The organism is Aeromonas crassostreae (genome assembly GCF_054052445.1).
This window is the reverse complement of record NZ_JBSTYM010000001.1, coordinates 190,072-207,703: the sequence shown is the minus strand read 5'-3', so window position 1 is coordinate 207,703 and position 17,632 is coordinate 190,072. Positions and strand designations below refer to the sequence as shown.

The 17,632-nt window shown below is 61.3% G+C and carries 13 protein-coding genes and 1 pseudogene; 4 read left to right on the top strand and 10 right to left on the bottom strand.

Annotated elements, in window-relative coordinates:
- Positions 1-354: 354 nt before the first annotated feature.
- Positions 355-3,612 (top strand): ribonuclease E, encoded by a 3,258-nt coding sequence (gene rne / locus ACW5W4_RS00865; protein ID WP_456688085.1) that lies wholly within the window; start codon positions 355-357, stop codon positions 3,610-3,612.
- 423 nt (positions 3,613-4,035) lie between these two features.
- On the opposite strand, the gene ACW5W4_RS00860 is transcribed toward rne, so the two are convergent.
- Positions 4,036-4,470 (bottom strand): YcgN family cysteine cluster protein, encoded by a 435-nt coding sequence (locus ACW5W4_RS00860; RefSeq protein WP_456688084.1) that lies wholly within the window; start codon positions 4,468-4,470, stop codon positions 4,036-4,038.
- Between the two features lie 183 nt (positions 4,471-4,653).
- On the opposite strand from ACW5W4_RS00860, the gene ACW5W4_RS00855 reads away from it, so the two are divergent.
- Positions 4,654-4,848 (top strand): hypothetical protein, encoded by a 195-nt coding sequence (locus ACW5W4_RS00855; RefSeq protein WP_456688083.1) that lies wholly within the window; start codon positions 4,654-4,656, stop codon positions 4,846-4,848.
- Here the strand turns inward: ACW5W4_RS00855 and ACW5W4_RS00850 are convergent.
- Positions 4,843-5,799 (bottom strand): transposase, encoded by a 957-nt coding sequence (locus ACW5W4_RS00850; RefSeq protein WP_456688082.1) that lies wholly within the window; start codon positions 5,797-5,799, stop codon positions 4,843-4,845. The two genes, ACW5W4_RS00855 and ACW5W4_RS00850, sit on opposite strands and share 6 nt — an antisense overlap.
- Before the next feature lie 156 nt (positions 5,800-5,955).
- On the opposite strand from ACW5W4_RS00850, the pseudogene ACW5W4_RS00845 reads away from it, so the two are divergent.
- Positions 5,956-6,273: pseudogene (locus tag ACW5W4_RS00845) on the top strand (transposase); the annotation flags it as partial.
- 64 nt (positions 6,274-6,337) lie between these two features.
- Here ACW5W4_RS00845 and sucD read toward each other — a convergent pair.
- From sucD to sdhC, 8 genes are all read right to left on the bottom strand, one after another.
- On the bottom strand, positions 6,338-7,210 hold the full coding sequence (sucD, locus tag ACW5W4_RS00840; protein WP_041992280.1) for a succinate--CoA ligase subunit alpha: 873 nt from the start codon (positions 7,208-7,210) through the stop codon (positions 6,338-6,340).
- Positions 7,210-8,376 (bottom strand): ADP-forming succinate--CoA ligase subunit beta, encoded by a 1,167-nt coding sequence (gene sucC / locus ACW5W4_RS00835; protein ID WP_111872714.1) that lies wholly within the window; start codon positions 8,374-8,376, stop codon positions 7,210-7,212. Before sucC ends, sucD begins: the two co-directional genes overlap by 1 nt.
- Before the next feature lie 91 nt (positions 8,377-8,467).
- Positions 8,468-9,655: a 2-oxoglutarate dehydrogenase complex dihydrolipoyllysine-residue succinyltransferase gene (gene odhB / locus ACW5W4_RS00830; RefSeq protein WP_456688081.1), complete on the bottom strand. Its 1,188-nt coding sequence runs from the start codon at positions 9,653-9,655 to the stop codon at positions 8,468-8,470.
- A 33-nt stretch (positions 9,656-9,688) separates the two neighbouring features.
- The gene (sucA, locus tag ACW5W4_RS00825; protein WP_408793283.1) at positions 9,689-12,499 is read right to left on the bottom strand and encodes a 2-oxoglutarate dehydrogenase E1 component; all 2,811 of its coding nucleotides are present in this window, start codon (positions 12,497-12,499) and stop codon (positions 9,689-9,691) included.
- 125 nt (positions 12,500-12,624) lie between these two features.
- A complete protein-coding gene (locus ACW5W4_RS00820) occupies positions 12,625-13,341 on the bottom strand; it encodes a succinate dehydrogenase iron-sulfur subunit (protein WP_041992269.1) in 717 nt (238 codons plus the stop codon).
- 17 nt (positions 13,342-13,358) lie between these two features.
- Positions 13,359-15,125, bottom strand: coding sequence for a succinate dehydrogenase flavoprotein subunit (sdhA, locus tag ACW5W4_RS00815; protein ID WP_456688080.1), 1,767 nt, complete (start codon positions 15,123-15,125; stop codon positions 13,359-13,361).
- A 1-nt stretch (position 15,126) separates the two neighbouring features.
- On the bottom strand, positions 15,127-15,471 hold the full coding sequence (sdhD, locus tag ACW5W4_RS00810; RefSeq protein ID WP_408793280.1) for a succinate dehydrogenase, hydrophobic membrane anchor protein: 345 nt from the start codon (positions 15,469-15,471) through the stop codon (positions 15,127-15,129).
- Entirely contained in the window at positions 15,465-15,854 is a 390-nt protein-coding gene (gene sdhC, locus ACW5W4_RS00805) for a succinate dehydrogenase cytochrome b556 subunit (RefSeq protein WP_041992260.1), read from the bottom strand. Before sdhC ends, sdhD begins: the two co-directional genes overlap by 7 nt.
- A 433-nt stretch (positions 15,855-16,287) precedes the next feature.
- Between sdhC and ACW5W4_RS00800 the strand changes: the two genes are divergently transcribed.
- The gene (locus ACW5W4_RS00800; protein ID WP_427262042.1) at positions 16,288-17,574 is read left to right on the top strand and encodes a citrate synthase; all 1,287 of its coding nucleotides are present in this window, start codon (positions 16,288-16,290) and stop codon (positions 17,572-17,574) included.
- Positions 17,575-17,632: the final 58 nt, after the last annotated feature.

Here is a 17,632-nt window from a genome sequence, read left to right as displayed (position 1 = left end):
CTTGCTATAAAAGTGGTTTAAATGGGATAATAAACAAGGTTTTGTCATTGTGTTCAAGCCTTGTACTAAGTGGCCAAAAAGTATGCCACCCAATCCCGAAACACCGTGTATACAAGAACATGACGGTTCCCGGGTGCGAGGTACAGCGCATGGAGAACGCAAACAGAACCGGCTATTTGTCTCCACACCGGCATCCTTTATTCATCCCTTCTCGAGAAGGCTGAACCAGAGCGCCCTTAGTTTGCGCCTCATGCGTACCCCAACCGGGAGGTTGCCCCAGTATGCTGAAGACCCGAGGCCGGCGCCGGCAGGATCCTGTGGAGGAAATCAAAATGACAAAATAATGAGAACTCAATGAAAAGAATGCTAATCAACGCGACTCAGGAAGAGGAGTTGCGCGTAGCGCTGGTTGACGGACAACAGCTCTACGATTTGGATATTGAAAGTCCGGGACACGAGCAGAAGAAAGCGAACATTTACAAGGGCAAGATCACCCGCGTAGAACCCAGTCTCGAAGCTGCTTTTGTCGACTACGGCGCCGAGCGCCACGGTTTCCTGCCGTTAAAGGAGATCGCCCGCAATTATTTCCCCTCCGGTTACTCCTATCAGGGTCGTCCCAACATCAAAGAAGTGGTCCGCGAGGGCCAGGAAGTGATCGTCCAGATCGATAAGGAAGAGCGTGGCACCAAGGGTGCGGCCCTCACCACCTTCATCAGCCTGGCCGGCAGCTACCTGGTGCTGATGCCCAACAACCCCCGTGCCGGCGGCATCTCCCGCCGCATCGAGGGTGACGAGCGCACCGAACTGAAAGAGGCCCTGTCGGGTCTTACCGTGCCGGAAGGCATGGGGCTCATCGTGCGTACCGCCGGTGTCGGCAAGTCCCCCGAGGAGCTCTCCTGGGATCTGAACGTCCTGCTCAATCACTGGGATTCCATCCACAAGGCCTCCCAGCAGCGTGCCGCCCCGGTGCTCATCCATCAGGAGAGCAACGTGATCGTGCGCGCCATTCGTGACTATCTGCGTCGCGATGTGGGCGAGATCCTGATCGACAACCCCGTCATCTTCGAGCGCGCCAAGGCGCATATCGAGCTGGTTCGCCCCGATTTCCTCAATCGGGTCAAGCTGTACCAGGGTGACGTGGCTCTGTTCAACCACTTCCAGATCGAGAGCCAGATTGAGTCTGCGTTCCAGCGTGAAGTGCGCCTGCCCTCCGGCGGCAGCATCGTCATCGATCCGACCGAGGCCCTGACCTCCATCGACATCAACTCCTCCCGCGCCACCAAGGGCGGCGACATCGAGGAGACGGCGCTGCAGACCAACCTGGAAGCGGCCGACGAGATTGCCCGTCAGTTGCGCCTGCGCGATCTGGGTGGCCTGATCGTCATCGACTTCATCGACATGACCCCGGTTCGCCATCAGCGTGAAGTGGAAAACCGTCTGCGTGAAGCCGTCCATCAGGACAGGGCCCGCATCCAGCTGGGCCGGATCTCCCGTTTCGGCCTGCTGGAGATGTCCCGCCAGCGCCTGCGCCCCTCCCTCAACGAGTCCAGCAGCCACATCTGCCCCCGTTGCCAGGGTCAAGGGGTCATCCGTGACAACGAGTCACTGGCCCTCTCCATCCTGCGCCTCATCGAAGAAGAGGCCCTGAAGGACAACACCGAACAGGTCCATGCCCAGGTGCCGGTGGATGTCGCCGCCTACCTGCTCAACGAGAAGCGCAGCTCCATCGCCAGCCTCGAGCAGCGCAACGACGTGCGCCTCTACATCATCCCGAACCAGCATCTGGAGACGCCCCACTACGAGGTGACCCGCATTCGCAAGAATGAGATCCCCGAAGCGGTGAGCTACGAGCTGAAGACGGAGATAGCCAAGCCCGTCTACCAGCCCAAGCAGGCCCAGGCCATCGAGCGGGAACAGCCGCTGCTGCAAGGCTTCATCCAGCCGACCCAGCCCGCACCGGCTGCCGCCGCGGCGCCTCAGCCTGCCGCACCGGTCGCCCCTGCCCCCGTGGCAGAGGCTGGCCTGGTCGGCAAGTTCTTCAAGGCCATCGCCGGCATCTTCGCCCCTGGCCCTGCCGCCCCCGAGGCCAAACCGGCCGCACCGGTCCAGGCCGAGGCCCGCAAGGAAGAGAGTCACCGCCATCAGCGTGACGAGCGTCGTGGCCCGCGTCAGGGCAACCGCAACCGCAACGAAGGGGGTGAACAGCGCCGTGACGCCAAGAGTGGCGAGCAGGGTGACAACCGTGCCCGTCGTCCGCGCAAGGAGCGTGAGCCCCGTACCGAGCGCGAGCCGCGTCAGGCCAACGAGGCGCGCACCGAACGGGAACCCCGTCAGCCCCGCGAGCCTCGCGCCGAGCGGGAACCTCGCCAGGCCAACGAAGCCCGCGCCGAGCGTGAGCCCCGTCAGCCCCGCGAACCGCGTCAGCCCCGGGAACCCCGTGGTGAGCGTGAACCGCGCCAACCCCGCGAGCCCCGTGCCGAGCGTGACACCCAGGTGCAGGCCGTGGTCGCCGCCGAAGCGCTGCCGACCCAGGTAGAGACTCAAGTCGAGGCTCACCAGGAGAAGGAGCTGATCGTCGCCGAGCGCCGCGAACGTCGTCAACTGCGCAAGCAGATCCGCGTCGATGCGCCCCAGGCCGAGCAGCCGCTAGCCGCCGTGGTGGCCACCGAAGACGCCGATGCCCCGCAGGGTGACGATCAGGACGGCCAGCGCCGCTCCCGTCGCAACCCCCGTGGCCAGCGTGGCGAAGGTCAGCGCCGCAAGCGCATCAACGAAGAGAGCCGCGGCCAGCGCGAAGAGGAGCAGCCCCAGGTCGAGAGCAATGAGCCGGTGACCCCGCTGGTTGCCCCGCTGAGCCCGCAAGCCATCGCCGCCGCGACCCAGGCCTCCGCCGCCCTGGTCGAGCACGCCGTCGTGGATACCGATCACCACCTGCCGGAAGTGCCCTTCGTCGACACCAGCAAGGTCGTCAGCGAGTCGGTTGCTCCGGTTGCCGACTCCGCGCCGCAAGCCGAGCAGCAGGTCGAGCAAGCGGTCGTGGTAGCGGACGTGCAGGCAGAGGTCGCCGTTGTGGCCGCAGCCGAACCCGCTCAGGTTGCCCCCGCTCCGGTCGAGCCCAAGGTGGAGGCACCCGCCCAGACCGACGCCCCCGTCCAGGTGGTGGAAGCGGCCCAGGCCCCTGTGCAGGCTGACGCCGCGCCAGTTGAGCTGGTTCAGGTTGACGCTGTTGAGCCGGCTCAGGTCGACGCAGTCCAGCCGCCGGCCGCAACCGAGGTTGAGGTCACCCCAGTGGCCGACGTCGCTCCCCTGGTCGCCGAGGCAGAGGCCATTGCCCCCGCCGCCGAGGCCCCGGTGGCAGCCGCAGCCAGCGCCCCGGCTGCCCCCGCCAAGGTAGAGGCCGCCAAGTCTGCGCCGCGCGCTACCGGTGGCTTGCTGGCCCAGGCCCGCAAAGCCTCCGCCCCCATGGCGACCCCGGCCGAGGCCCCTGCCCTGCCGGCCGCCGAGCCTGTCGACTACCCGCCCCTGGTGCGCGGTGACGTTGCCAGCTCGGGTCGTCACGCGGGCAGCACTGCGGCCGTCAACAAGGCCCACAGCCCGGCCGGCCGTCCCTAAGGGAGGCCAGCCATCAAAAAGAGCCGCATCTGCGGCTCTTTTTTTATCTCTGTGTCCCGTCCTGAATATGGTTTACACCTTTCCCCCACATAAATGGAGAGCCCGATGGGACAAGGTGTGAAACGGACACAGCGCGATGACTCGCTGACTTTTAAACTGGCGCTGGTCGAGCAGATTGAAAAAGGCGAGCTCACCTACCGGCGGTTTCTGGGAGGCGGTTTCTGGGACACCCACTCTTTTCTCACCCATCTCTTCTCGCCACCGACGGTTTCTGGGACACCCACTCTTTTCTCGCCCATCTCTTTTCGCCACAAATGGCTCCCGCCCCATGCCTTGCACTGTCAGCTTTGCTGGCAAGCCTCCCGTCAGAAACGAAAAGAGCCACACAAGGTGGCCCTAATTAGGGACGGGCAAGCGAACAGATCAGCTCGCCCAGGTGATGATGTGATCCTCCCACTCCCCCGCCTCGCGCTCGTGTATCACCTTGCCGCGTACCGACTGCCCCGCCTGGTGCATGGCGGAGCGGCTGCCGGTGATGAGCGGGTGCCACGCCGGCAGGCTCTGCCCCTCGGCCAGCAGGCGGTAGGCGCAGCTAGAGGGCAACCACTGGTACTCCTCTATCTTCTCCACCGTGATCTGCAGGCAGTCCGGCTCCTTCTTGAAGCGATTGTGATAGTCGGAGCACTGACAGCTCCTGGTGTTGAGCAGGTTGCAGGCCACATTGGTGAACACCAGCTCATCGGTATCGGCGTCGATCAGCTTGTTGAGGCAGCACTTGCCGCAGCCATCGCACAGGGACTCCCACTCGGCAGTGGTCATCTGTTGCAGGGTCTTGGCCTGCCAAAAAGGAGTTTGCATAAGGGGCTCGCTAAATACACCAGGAAAGCGCGTGGTTATACCCCTTATACCCCGATTTTTCAAGGTAAAGGGGACCATCTCATCACAGTAAAAAACCGGACAAGCCCGGGCTCAGAGGCGCGCAATACCCGCGGGAAGTACCCGGCACGAAGCACATGAACGAGTGAGGATAAGTTTTCTATCATGGACACCCACCCTTTTAAGCAGAACATCACCAAGCCGCCGGTCGATGCCACTGTGGCTGTTGCTGGATTATGTGTCTTGCTCAGAGGTGAAGCAGACGTGTTTAATGCAAGGCCGCATTTTTCAGGCAGCGTTATGCTGGCATCTGCTGATATACCGGGTATTTTGGGTGAGGTGTGTGCTAATGGTTCATGACAGTGGTTGATAGCATCGTCGCTGGCCGCAATGGTGGGCAAATAGCTGGCAATGCGCCCTGTCCCCCACCACTCTGATCCCTTGCCGTCGAAACAGTGCCACCCGCTTCAACCAACCAGCACCATCCAGGCTCAGCCGTTGCAGTATGGGGGCGAGCCTGGCTGGAATATGGCCCTGCTTGTCTGCCCGAATGGCGCGTCCGGTCCAATCAACCAGTATCAGGTAGTCAGCGAAGGCATAGGGCAAACCATCCGGATAAGGTGTGCTTTGACCCGCAAATGGCAGCAATAGCGGAGGCAAGGCGTCGCTTGCTGGTGTTTCATCCAGGCGCTGCTTGATGCTGGTGTAATCGCTCTGCTCGGGCCGGTCTGCCAGTGCCGCTCGTATCGGATTAAGGTCCACGTACGCCATGCAGGCCAGCAGAGCTGACTCGGTGAGCAGGGCCTGACTCTTGAAGCGCCCTTCCCAGAAATGGCCCTTGCAACCATCTTCCCGATTGGCCTGCCGTGCCAGGGTCTCATTGAGCAGCCGCACAAACCAGCTGATGGAATGCAGGCGCTCCCGCCACTGCCCTATCAACTGCTGCACGACCAACAACTCGGGCTCAATCAGGGATTCCCCCTGATACCAGCGCCGCACCAGCAGCGGCCACTGGAACAGCGCCGCCCAGCGCTCTGCCACCTCCCGCTCGCTCCAACTGGCGGCTGTGTCCGACTCGACTTTGAGCACCAGATGATAGTGGTTGCTCATCACCGCATAGGCGCAAATACCGATGGCAAACAGTCGCGACAGCTGGCCCAACTTGTCGATCACCCATTGGCGCCGATGTTCGTAACTCTGGCCGGAATAGACATCCTCCCCACACAGAAACGCCCGCCGCACGCAGCGGCTGACCACGTGGTAGTAAGGCGTATCCTGCAAACTGATTTGACGTGAACGGGCAATGGTCATGGCTCACCCCCTGGGCAGTGACCTCTCAAGCCAAGTACAGGGCTACGCCGCTGTCAAAAGGTGGGTGCCCCAGAAAAAGGCAGTCAAAAAGGTGGGTGTCCCAGAAAAAGGCAGTTGGTGGACAAGATGCTGGATGAGGCCCTGGCGACATGACAGCCAGGAGATGCGCCGGTGCGGCACTCGGATCAAGGCTGGCAATATCAAATGGCGAGCTATCAGACGCGATTATCGTCAAGGGAGGTGAAGCAAAGCATGTCACGCAAAGGGAGCTGCCTGGACAATGCGGTGGTAGAGAACTTCTTTGGGCTGCTGAAGAGCGAATGCTGGTTCAACGAAGAGTACGAAGATACAGAGCAGCTGAAGCGTGCGGTGGATGAATACATCCACTACTACAACCACGAGCGGATCAAAGTAAAACTAAACGGCCTGAGCCCGGTACAGTACCGAACTCAGGCCATGTCATCCGCCAACTAATGTGCCCAATAAATGGGGTTCACTTCACATAGGGCGGCATTTTTATCAGAGATAACAGGCTGACTTACCAGCCGGTCACTTCCCGCAGGGCCTTGCCGATATCGGCCAAGGATCGCACGGTTTTCACGCCGGCATCTTCCAGGGCGGCAAATTTCTCGGCCGCGGTGCCCTTGCCACCGGCGATGATGGCGCCAGCATGGCCCATGCGCTTGCCCGGAGGCGCGGTGACACCTGCGATGTAGGAGACCACCGGCTTGGTGACGTTGGCCTTGATGTAGGCCGCCGCTTCTTCCTCGGCATTGCCGCCGATCTCGCCGATCATCACGATGGCTTCGGTCTGCGGGTCGTTCTGGAACATCTCCAGGATGTCGATGAAGTTGGAACCCGGGATGGGGTCACCACCGATACCGACGCAGGTGGACTGGCCGAAGCCCTCGTCCGTGGTCTGCTTGACCGCTTCGTAGGTCAGAGTGCCGGAGCGCGACACGATACCCACCTTGCCGGGCTGGTGAATGTGACCGGGCATGATGCCAATCTTGCACTCACCCGGGGTGATGACGCCCGGGCAGTTCGGGCCAATCATGCGCACGCCGGTTTCCTGCAGCTTCACCTTGACGTCCAGCATGTCCAGGGTCGGGATGCCTTCGGTGATGGTGACGATGAGCTGGATGCCGGCATCGATCGCCTCCAGGATGGCGTCCTTGCAGAAGGGTGCCGGGACATAGATGACGGAGGCGGTGGCGCCGGTGGCTTCCACGGCGTCACGGACGGTGTTGAACACCGGCAGGCCCAGGTGGGTGGTGCCACCCTTGCCAGGCGACACGCCGCCGACCATCTGGGTACCGTAAGCAATGGCCTGTTCGGAGTGGAAGGTACCCTGACCGCCGGTGAAGCCCTGGCAGATCACCTTGGTATCTTTGTTGATCAGAACGCTCATTATTTGGCCTCCGCTGCTTTAACCACTTGCTGAGCTGCGTCAGTCAGACTCTTGGCGGCGATGATGTTGAGGCCGCTCTCGGCCAGTTTCTGGGCACCCAGGTCGGCATTGTTGCCTTCCAGACGCACCACCACGGGCACCTTGACCCCCACTTCCTTCACAGCACCTATGATGCCTTCCGCGATCATGTCGCAGCGCACTATGCCGCCGAAGATGTTGACCAGCACGGCCTGCACCTTGGTGTCGGAGAGGATGATCTTGAACGCCTCGGTCACTCGCTCCTTGGTGGCGCCGCCGCCGACGTCCAGGAAGTTGGCAGGCGAGCCGCCGTGCAGGTTGACGATGTCCATGGTACCCATGGCCAGACCCGCGCCGTTGACCATGCAGCCGATGTTGCCATCCAGCGCCACATAGTTCAGCTCCCACTGGGCGGCATGCGCTTCGCGGGGGTCATCCTGGGAGGGATCGTGCATCTCGCGCAGCTTGGGCTGGCGGTACATGGCGTTGGCGTCGATGTTGATCTTGCCGTCGAGGCAATGCAGGTTGCCCTTGTCGGTGATGACCAGGGGGTTGATCTCCAGCAGGGCGAAGTCGCAATCCTGGAACATCTTGCCCAGACCCATGAAGATCTTGGTGAACTGCTTGATCTGATCGCCGACCAGACCCAGCTTGAAGGCCAGTTCGCGGGCCTGATAGGCCTGGGGGCCCACCAGGGGATCGATGGCGGCCTTGTGGATCAGGTGCGGCGTCTCTTCGGCCACTTTCTCGATCTCGACACCACCTTCGGTGGAGGCCATGAAGACCACACGGCGGCTGCTGCGATCGACCACGGCGCCGAGATACAGCTCCTTGGCGATGTCGGTGCAGGATTCCACCAGGATCTTGGTGACCGGCTGACCGTTGGCGTCAGTCTGGTAGGTTACCAGGTTCTTGCCGAGCCAGTTCTGGGCGAAGGCACGGATCTCGTCCTTGCTCTTGGCCAGCTTGACGCCGCCCGCCTTGCCGCGGCCGCCGGCGTGCACCTGGCACTTGACGACCCACATGTTGCCGCCAATCTTGTCGGCCGCTTCGGCAGCTTCTTGCGGGGTTGCGCAGGCATAGCCTTCGGAGACCGGCAGGCCATACTGGGCAAACAGCTGTTTTGCCTGATATTCATGCAAATTCATGATGTTCTATCCGTGTTGTCGTTATATCCGTTGGGGTGTTTCTCAATGCCCCTGCGATAGGGGCCCGGACAGGCCCCTATATACTTGCCGATCAGACGTCCAGCAGCAGACGGGTCGGATCTTCCAGCAGCTCCTTGATGGAGACCAGGAAGCCGACCGACTCGCGGCCGTCGATGATGCGGTGATCGTAGGAGAGGGCCAGGTACATCATCGGCAGGATTTCCACCTTGCCGTCCACGGCCATGGGTCTGTCCTGGATCTTGTGCATCCCCAGGATGGCGCTCTGCGGCGGGTTGATGATGGGAGTGGACATCAGGGAGCCGAACACGCCACCGTTGGTGATGGTGAAGTTGCCGCCGGTCAGTTCGTCCACGGTCAGCTTGCCGTCACGGCCCTTGCCCGCCAGCTCCTTGATGGCCTTCTCGATGTCCGCCAGGCTCATGCTGTCGCAGTCGCGCAGCACCGGGGTCACCAGGCCGCGGGGGGTGGAGACGGCGATGCTGACGTCGAAGTAGTTGTGGTAGACGATGTCATCACCGTCGAGCGCCGCGTTCACTTCCGGGTAGCGCTTCAAGGATTCGACCACGGCCTTGACGTAGAAGGACATGAAGCCGAGCTTGATGCCGTGCTTCTTCTCGAAGATCTCGCCGTACTGCTTGCGCAGCTTCATGATGGGCGCCATGTTGATCTCGTTGAAGGTGGTCAGCATGGCGGTGGTGTTCTTGGCCTCCAGCAGACGTTCGGCGATGCGCTTGCGCAGACGAGTCATCGGCACACGCTTCTCGGTGCGACCTGCCAGGGGAGCGAGCGGCACAGCCGGCGCTGCCGCCACCGGGGCGGCGGCGGGCTTGCTGCCACCCTTGAGGAAGGCTTCCACGTCTTCCTTGGTGACGCGACCGCCCTTGCCGGTGCCGGTCAGCTTGGCCACGTCGATGGCATGTTCGGCCACCAGGCGGCGCACCGAGGGGCTCAGATCATCGGCCGCGCCACTCTCGGCGGCGGCGTCAACCGGCTTCTCCTTGGTCTCTTCACCCGCGACCGGGGCGGCCTTGAGCATGGCGATCAGCTGGCGGGAGAGCACGGTGGCGCCTTCGGCCTGTAGAATGTCACCCAGGATGCCCGCTTCCGGCGCCGGCACTTCCAGCACGACCTTGTCGGTCTCGATGTCGACCAGCACTTCGTCACGGGCAACCAGATCCCCCGGCTGCTTGTGCCAGGTCGCGATGGTGGCGTCGGCCACTGATTCCGGCAGGTCCGGTACCTTGATCTCGATAGTCATGTAATCAGTTCCTTGTTACTTCTTGTTCAGGGCTTAGGCCAGAGTAAGGGCGTCTTCCACCAGGGCTTTCTGCTGCTTGGCGTGGACGGACATGTAACCGACCGCGGGTGAGGCGGAGGCCGAACGACCGGCGTAACGCAGGGTGGCACCGGCAGGCAGGACCCCATCATAGTGATGGCGGGTGCAGTACCAGGCGCCCTGGTTCTGCGGCTCTTCCTGACACCAGACGAAATCGGTGACATGGGCATAATCGGCCAGAATGGCGCGCACTTCCGCCTCGGGGAAGGGGTAGAGCTGCTCGATCCGTACCAGGGCCACGTCTTGCTGCTCGGCCTTGCGACGGGCATCGAGCAGGTCGTAGTAGACCTTGCCGGAGCAGAACACCACCCGTTTGACCCCTTTGGGATCCAGGGCGTCGATCTCGCCGATGGCATTCTGGAAGGTGCCTTGTGCCAGCTCGTCGAGCTTGCTCACCGCCAGCGGGTGGCGCAGCAGGGACTTGGGCGACATCACGATGAGCGGACGACGCATGGGGCGCACCACCTGACGACGCAGCATGTGATAGACCTGGGCCGGGGTGGAGGGCACGCACACTTGCATGTTGTGTTCGGCGCACATCTGCAGATAGCGCTCCAGACGGGCGGAGGAGTGCTCCGGACCCTGTCCCTCGTAGCCGTGGGGCAGCAGCATGGTCAGGCCGCACATCCGGCCCCACTTCTGCTCGCCGGAGGAGAGGAACTGGTCGATCACCACCTGGGCACCGTTGGCGAAGTCACCGAACTGGGCTTCCCAGATGGTGAGGCCGGCGGGCTCGGCGCTGGCGTAACCATATTCGAACGCCAGTACCGCCTCTTCGGAGAGCACGGAGTCATAGACTTCGAACGGCCCCTGGTTCTCGTGAATGTTGCACAGCGGGGTGTAGGTGCTGGCATCGTTCTGGTTGTGCAGCACGGCGTGGCGGTGGAAGAAGGTGCCGCGACCGGAATCCTGCCCCGTGATACGGATGCGGGCGCCCTTGTCCACCAGGGTGGCGTAGGCCAGGGTCTCGGCGAAGCCCCAGTCCAGCAGCTTGTCGCCGGCGGCCATCAGGCGGCGGTCTTCGTAGATCTTCTGCACCTGACGCTGCAGCACGTGGGAAGCCGGGTACTGGCTGACACGCTCGCCCAGGGCCTTGAGCTGCTCCATGGGCAGGCTGGCGTCATAGTGCATGGCCCAGTCGTGACCCAGATAAGGGGTCCAGTCGACGGAGTGCAGCTCCATGGGGCGCCACTCCTTGACCACCCGCTCCCCCTTGTCCAGGGCGTCGCGGTATTCGTTGACCTGGGCGGTGGCCAGCTCCTGGCTGATGCTGCCTTCGGCGACCAGTTGATCGGCGTAGATCTTGCGCGGCGTCGGATGCTGCTTGATCTTCTGGTACATCAAGGGTTGGGTCGCGCTCGGCTCGTCGGCCTCGTTGTGGCCGTGACGACGGTAGCAGACCAGCTCGATCACCACGTCGCGCTTGAAGGTGTTGCGGTAATCCAGGGCAATCTGGGTCACCAGCACCACGGCTTCCGGGTCGTCGCCGTTGACGTGCAGCACAGGGGCCTGCACCGCCTTGGCGATGTCGGTGCAATATTCGGTGGAGCGCACGTCACGCATGTTGGAGGTGGTGAAGCCCACCTGGTTGTTGATGACGATGCGCACCGTCCCGCCCACGCCATAGGCACGGGTCTGGGACATGTTGAAGGTCTCCGCCACTACACCCTGACCAGCGATGGCCGAATCACCGTGGATGGTGATGGGCAGGACGCTGGAGCCATCCTTGTCGCCACGTCGATCCATACGGGCACGCACTGAGCCGATGACTACCGGGTTGACGATTTCGAGGTGAGAGGGGTTGAAGGCCAGCGCCAGGTGGACGTTGCCGCCCGGGGTGGCGAAGTCGGAGGAGAAGCCCATGTGGTACTTCACGTCCCCTGTGCCCCAGGATTCGCCATGCTTGCCGGCGAACTCGTCGAACAGGTCCTGGGCACGCTTGCCGAGCACGTTGATCAGCACGTTGAGGCGACCGCGGTGGGCCATGCCGATGACGGCCTCCTTGCAGCCCTGCTCACCGGCGCGGCGGATAAGCTCCTTGAGCATGGGCACCATGGCATCGCCCCCTTCCAGGGAGAAGCGCTTGGCGCCGGGGAACTTGGCCCCCAGGTATTTTTCCAGCCCTTCGGCGGCGGTCAGGTTCTCGAGGAAGCGGGTCTTCTCTTCGAGGGTATAGGTCCCCTTCCCTTCGATGGACTCGAGTCTGTCTTGCAGCCAGCGCTTCTCCTCGGTGGAGGTGAGGTGCATGTAGTCTGCACCTATGCTGCCGCAATAGGTCTTCTTCAGCGAGGCGTAAAGATCGGAGAGCACCATGGTCTCGCGACCGATGGCATAGGAGCCCACATTGAAGGTGGCCTCCATGTCTGCGCCCTGCAGGTTGTGGAAGGCCGGGTCGAGCTCGGCAACGGTTTCACGGGCCCAGAGACCGAGGGGATCCAGCTTGGCATTCTGGTGACCGCGGAAACGGAAGGCGTTGATCAGTTGCAACACGCGCACCTGCTTCGCATCCACCTGGGGATCGGAGACGGGGGCACTGAATCGGGAGGGGTCCTTGGCCAGACGACGGAAATAATCGCGAACCTGGGAGTGGGGTTGTTCTACCGCGTGACCATTGACCTGGGGCAGTTCAGCAAAGATGCTGCGCCACTCCTCGGCAACGGAATCGGGATCGTCCAGAAAGGATTCGTACAAATCCTCTATATAGCTTGCATTCGCACCAGCCAGGTGAGATGACTCCAACCAGGCCTTCATCACGCCGTTATGCATGTCTATCCCTTGTACTTCTTGTCACTGCCACGAAGCAGCTTTGTCGGGGTTAAACGGCCACCCTTCCAGGGGTCGAGTGGCCATCCAGAGGTCGGGCCCCTGCCCTTGCGGCGAGGCCCTGGGTATTACACAGCCCGGTTGAGCAGCATCGACTTGATATGGCCGATGGCCTTGGTCGGGTTGAGGCCCTTCGGACAGACGCTCACACAGTTCATGATGCCGTGGCAACGGAAGACGCTGAAGGCGTCGTCCAGGTTGCCCAGACGCTCAGTGGTGGCGCTGTCGCGGCTGTCAGCCAGCCAGCGATAGGCGGCGAGCAGACCGGCGGGGCCGATGAACTTGTCCGGGTTCCACCAGAAGGAGGGGCAAGAGGTCGAGCAGCAGGCACAGAGGATACATTCGTACAGGCCGTCGAGCTTGGCACGCTCTTCAGGGGATTGCAGGTGCTCACGCACGGGCGGCAATTTTTCGTCGTTGATGAGGAAGGGCTTGACCTTCTCCCACTGGGTGTAGAACTGGGTCATGTCGATCACCAGGTCCCGGATCACCGGCAGGCCGGGCAAGGGGCGGATGACCACCTTGTTGCCCTTCTTCAGCAGGTCGGAGAGCGGGGTGATGCAGGCAAGACCGTTCTTGCCATTCATGTTGATCCCGTCCGAGCCACAGACCCCTTCACGGCAGGAGCGACGGAAGGCGAGCGTGGGATCCAGCTCTTTGAGCTGGATCAGCGCATCGAGCACCATCATGTCGGAACCTTCAGGAATATCAAGACGATAATCCTTCATATGTGGGGCGTTATCAACGTCCGGGTTATAGCGATATACCGAGAATGTGACGTTCATTGTGCTTTGCTCCGCAATCAGTAAGTCCGGACCTTGGGCGGGAATGCCTCACGGGTCTTGGGTGACATGTTGACCGCGCGACGGGTCATGGACTCGGTGTCCGGGTGATAGAGGCTGTGGCACAACCAGCTATCGTCGTCACGCTCCGGGAAGTCGAAGCGGCTGTGGGCGCCCCGGCTCTCGGTACGGAAGTTGGCCGCCACCGCGGTGGCAAACGCCGTCTCCATCAGGTTGTCCAGCTCCAGGCACTCGATGCGCTGGGTGTTGAACTCCTTGGAGGTGTCGTCCAGACGGGCGTTTTTCAGGCGCTCGCGGATGAGTTTCAGCTCGGCCAGCCCTTCGGCCATGGCGTCACCTTCACGGAACACGGAGAAGTTGTTCTGCATGCAGCGCTGCAAATCCTTGCGGATCTGGGCCGGGTCTTCACCGTCACGGGTGTTTTCCCAGCGATTGAAACGGGCCAGGGCGGCATCGATGTCCCCTTCGGACGCGGCGCGGCCATGCTCCATCTCCCCCAGGGTGTTGACCAGGTGCATGCCGGCGGCACGACCGAACACCACCAGATCCAGCAGGGAGTTGCCGCCGAGGCGGTTGGCGCCGTGCACGGAGACGCAGGCGATTTCCCCCACCGCGAACAGGCCGACCACGGGGACGTCGTTGCCGTCTTTATCCTGGGTCAGGCACTGGCCATTCACGTTGGTCGGCACGCCGCCCATCATGTAGTGGCAGGTCGGGATGATGGGGATGGGTTCCTTGACCGGATCCACGTGAGCGAAGGTGCGAGAGAGCTCGCAGATGCCTGGCAGACGGGATTCCAGCACCTCCTTGCCCAGGTGATCCAGCTTGAGCTTGATGTGCGGGCCCCAGGGACCGTCGCAGCCACGGCCTTCGCGGATCTCGATCATGATGGAGCGCGCCACCACGTCGCGACCAGCGAGATCCTTGGCGTTGGGAGCATAACGCTCCATGAAGCGCTCGCCGTCCTTGTTGAGCAGATAACCGCCCTCACCACGGCAGCCTTCGGTCACCAGCACCCCTGCCCCGGCGATGCCGGTGGGGTGGAACTGCCAGAATTCCATGTCCTGCACGCCCACACCGGCGCGCAGCGCCATGCCGACGCCGTCACCGGTGTTGATGTGGGCGTTGGTGGTGGACTGGTAGATGCGACCGGCGCCGCCGGTGGCGAGCACCGTGGCCTTGGCCTTGAAGTAGACGACTTCGCCGCTCTCCATGTCGATGGCGGTACAGCCAACGACGTGGCCGTCCTGGTTCTTTACCAGATCCAGGGCATACCACTCGGAGAAGACGGTGGTCTTGCTCTTGACGTTTTGCTGATACAGGGTGTGCAGCAGGGCGTGACCGGTACGGTCGGCCGCCGCGGCGGTACGCGCCGCCTGCTCACCGCCAAAATCCTTGGACTGGCCGCCGAACGGACGCTGATAGACGCGGCCGTTGTCGAAGCGGGAGAAGGGTAAGCCCATATTCTCCAGCTCATAGACGGCTTCCGGGCCCGTCTTGCACATGTATTCAATCGCTTCCTGGTCACCGATGTAATCGGAACCCTTGACGGTGTCGTACATGTGCCACTGCCAGTTGTCATCGTGGGCATTGCCCAGGGCGACCGTGATCCCGCCCTGGGCGGACACGGTATGGGAGCGGGTCGGAAACACCTTGGACAGCAGAGCACAGCTCTTGCCGGATTGGGCAATCTGCAGTGCGGCGCGCATGCCGGCGCCACCGGCACCGATCACCACCGCATCAAATTCACGAGTTGGAATAGTCACCTTATACACCCCACAGCACGACGAAACCCGTCATCAGATAGACAAACAAGACCACGACCAGGGCAAATTGCAGAGAGCCCCGTACGGCAACCGGCTTGATATAGTCGGTCAGCACCTGCCACAGGCCGATCCAGGCGTGGATCAGCACACAGAAGAGCGCCAACAGGGTGAACACCTTGGTAAAGGTCTTGGCGAAGAAGCCGACCCATACCTCGTAGGTGATGTCGTTGAAGGCGATGAAACCCACCAGATAGAGGGTGTAGAACGTCATGATGAGGGCGGTGGCACGGATCAGGATGTAATCGTGAACGCCGCTGCGCCCGAAGGTTGCAGAATTGGTTACCATACCAGTACTCCCGCCAATACCGCCAAGACACCGGTGATCACGAAGGCCACGCGGGCACTCTGTGAGCCGGACTCCAGCTCTTCCCAATAGCCCATGTCCATGATCAGGTGACGAATACCACCAACAATGTGGTACGCGAGCGCCGTCAGGATCCCCCAGAACACGAGTTTGACCAGGATGTTGTCCAGGATGGACATGACAGTGTCGAACCCCTCGGGAGAGGAAAGGGAAGTACCAAGCATCCACAGCAAGATGGAAAGCGCCACAAAGGTGATCACCCCTGAGACACGATGCAAGATGGAAGCGATGGCGGTGACAGGAAAGCTGATAGTCTGTAGGTCGAGGTTTACAGGTCTCTGTTTATTTTTCACGGCTTTGCCCACTCAGCTCCATTGAGCACGTTAGTTATTGTTTTCACAAACTATTGAGGGCACGGAGTGGCATTTGTTAGGATTTTGTTACCAAAACAACTCAGGAAAGCCAAAAACAACATTTTCAATATCACATCCGGCTTTGCGAAAGCGTTTCAAACACCGACAGCCATCACCCACGAGGCGCAGTATATCGGCGGCCTTAACCAATGACAATCAAATAGCTACAAAGAAAACCCAAAACCGTAAACCAGATCTCACATCTTGTTTAACAGGTCATTAATGATCATTCAGCAAAATTGACAAGGGGGGGGATCTCTGGTTCAAATAAGGCGATCCAGCCGACCCTTTAGGGATGAAGGGTGAGAAACCTTTTTGCCTGAGTCATGATTCTCGTAATAGAGTACGACTGGAACTAATTATAAAAGAGCAAAGGAGACGTGCTATGGCTGATAAAATAGCCACCCTACACCTACCCGGAAAAGAGCCGGTCGAACTACCGATCCTGTCGGGGACCGTCGGACCCGACGTGATCGATGTCAGAAAACTGGGCGCTCAAGGTTATTTCACCTTCGACCCTGGTTTTATGGCCACAGGTTCTTGCAAATCCTCCATCACTTACATAGATGGCGATCAGGGTGTCTTGCTGCACCGTGGTTACCCCATTGCCGAGCTGGCCACCCAGGCAAGCTATCTGGAAGTCTGCTACATCCTGCTCTACGGCGAGGCCCCCACCAAGGCCCAGTACGCCGAATTCGAGCGTCTGGTCACCCGCCACACCATGGTGCACGAGCAGATCGCCTTCTTCTTCCGCGGCTTCCGTCGTGACTCCCACCCCATGGCCATCATGTGCGGTGTGGTCAGCGCCCTGTCCGCCTTCTATCACGATGCCCTCGACATCAACAACGAAGAGCATCGCGAGATCTGCGCCTTCCGTCTGCTCTCCAAGATGCCGACCCTGGCCGCCATGTGTTACAAATACTCCATCGGCCAGCCCTTCATGCAGCCGCGCAACGCCCTCTCCTATGCCGGCAACTTCCTGCACATGATGTTTGGCGTGCCGACCGAAGAGTACAAGGTCAACCCCATCGTCGAGCGGGCCATGGATCGCATCTTCACCCTGCATGCGGATCACGAGCAGAACGCCTCCACCTCCACCGTGCGTCTGGCGGGCTCCTCCGGTGCCAACCCGTTTGCCTGTATCGCCGCCGGGATCGCCTCCCTGTGGGGACCGGCTCATGGCGGCGCCAACGAAGCCTGCCTCAAGATGCTCGAAGAAATAGGCTCGGTGGATCGCATTCCCGAGTACATCGCCAAGGCCAAGGACAAGAACGATCCGTTCCGTCTCATGGGCTTCGGTCACCGGGTCTACAAGAACCACGACCCTCGTGCCACCGTGATGCGCGAAACCTGCCACGAGGTACTGAGCGAGCTGCAGATCAAGGATCCGCTGCTGGATGTGGCCATGGAGCTGGAGCGCATCGCGCTGTCCGATGCCTACTTTGTCGAAAAGAAACTCTACCCCAACGTGGACTTCTACTCCGGTATCATCATGAAGGCCATCGGCATCCCCGTCTCCATGTTCACCGTGATCTTCGCCATCTCCCGCACCATCGGCTGGATTGCCCACTGGAACGAAATGCACTCGGATCCGGATCAGAAGATCGGTCGCCCGCGTCAGCTCTACACGGGTCAACCGCAACGGGAATTCACCCCGCTCGATCAGCGCTGATGCACTGAGTCGATAGGCTGTGTTACCAAGGCGGTCATTGACCGCCTTTTTCTTTCGC

Bases quoted from the DNA above. Each gene is read 5' to 3' on its own strand.
- rne (WP_456688085.1), top strand. From the start codon at position 355: ATGAAAAGAATGCTAATCAACGCGACTCAGGAAGAGGAGTTGCGCGTA.
- ACW5W4_RS00860 (WP_456688084.1), bottom strand. From the start codon at position 4,470: ATGCAAACTCCTTTTTGGCAGGCCAAGACCCTGCAACAGATGACCACT.
- ACW5W4_RS00855 (WP_456688083.1), top strand. From the start codon at position 4,654: ATGGACACCCACCCTTTTAAGCAGAACATCACCAAGCCGCCGGTCGAT.
- ACW5W4_RS00850 (WP_456688082.1), bottom strand. From the start codon at position 5,799: ATGACCATTGCCCGTTCACGTCAAATCAGTTTGCAGGATACGCCTTAC.
- sucD (WP_041992280.1), bottom strand. From the start codon at position 7,210: ATGAGCGTTCTGATCAACAAAGATACCAAGGTGATCTGCCAGGGCTTC.
- sucC (WP_111872714.1), bottom strand. From the start codon at position 8,376: ATGAATTTGCATGAATATCAGGCAAAACAGCTGTTTGCCCAGTATGGC.
- odhB (WP_456688081.1), bottom strand. From the start codon at position 9,655: ATGACTATCGAGATCAAGGTACCGGACCTGCCGGAATCAGTGGCCGAC.
- sucA (WP_408793283.1), bottom strand. From the start codon at position 12,499: ATGCATAACGGCGTGATGAAGGCCTGGTTGGAGTCATCTCACCTGGCT.
- ACW5W4_RS00820 (WP_041992269.1), bottom strand. From the start codon at position 13,341: ATGAACGTCACATTCTCGGTATATCGCTATAACCCGGACGTTGATAAC.
- sdhD (WP_408793280.1), bottom strand. From the start codon at position 15,471: ATGGTAACCAATTCTGCAACCTTCGGGCGCAGCGGCGTTCACGATTAC.
- ACW5W4_RS00800 (WP_427262042.1), top strand. From the start codon at position 16,288: ATGGCTGATAAAATAGCCACCCTACACCTACCCGGAAAAGAGCCGGTC.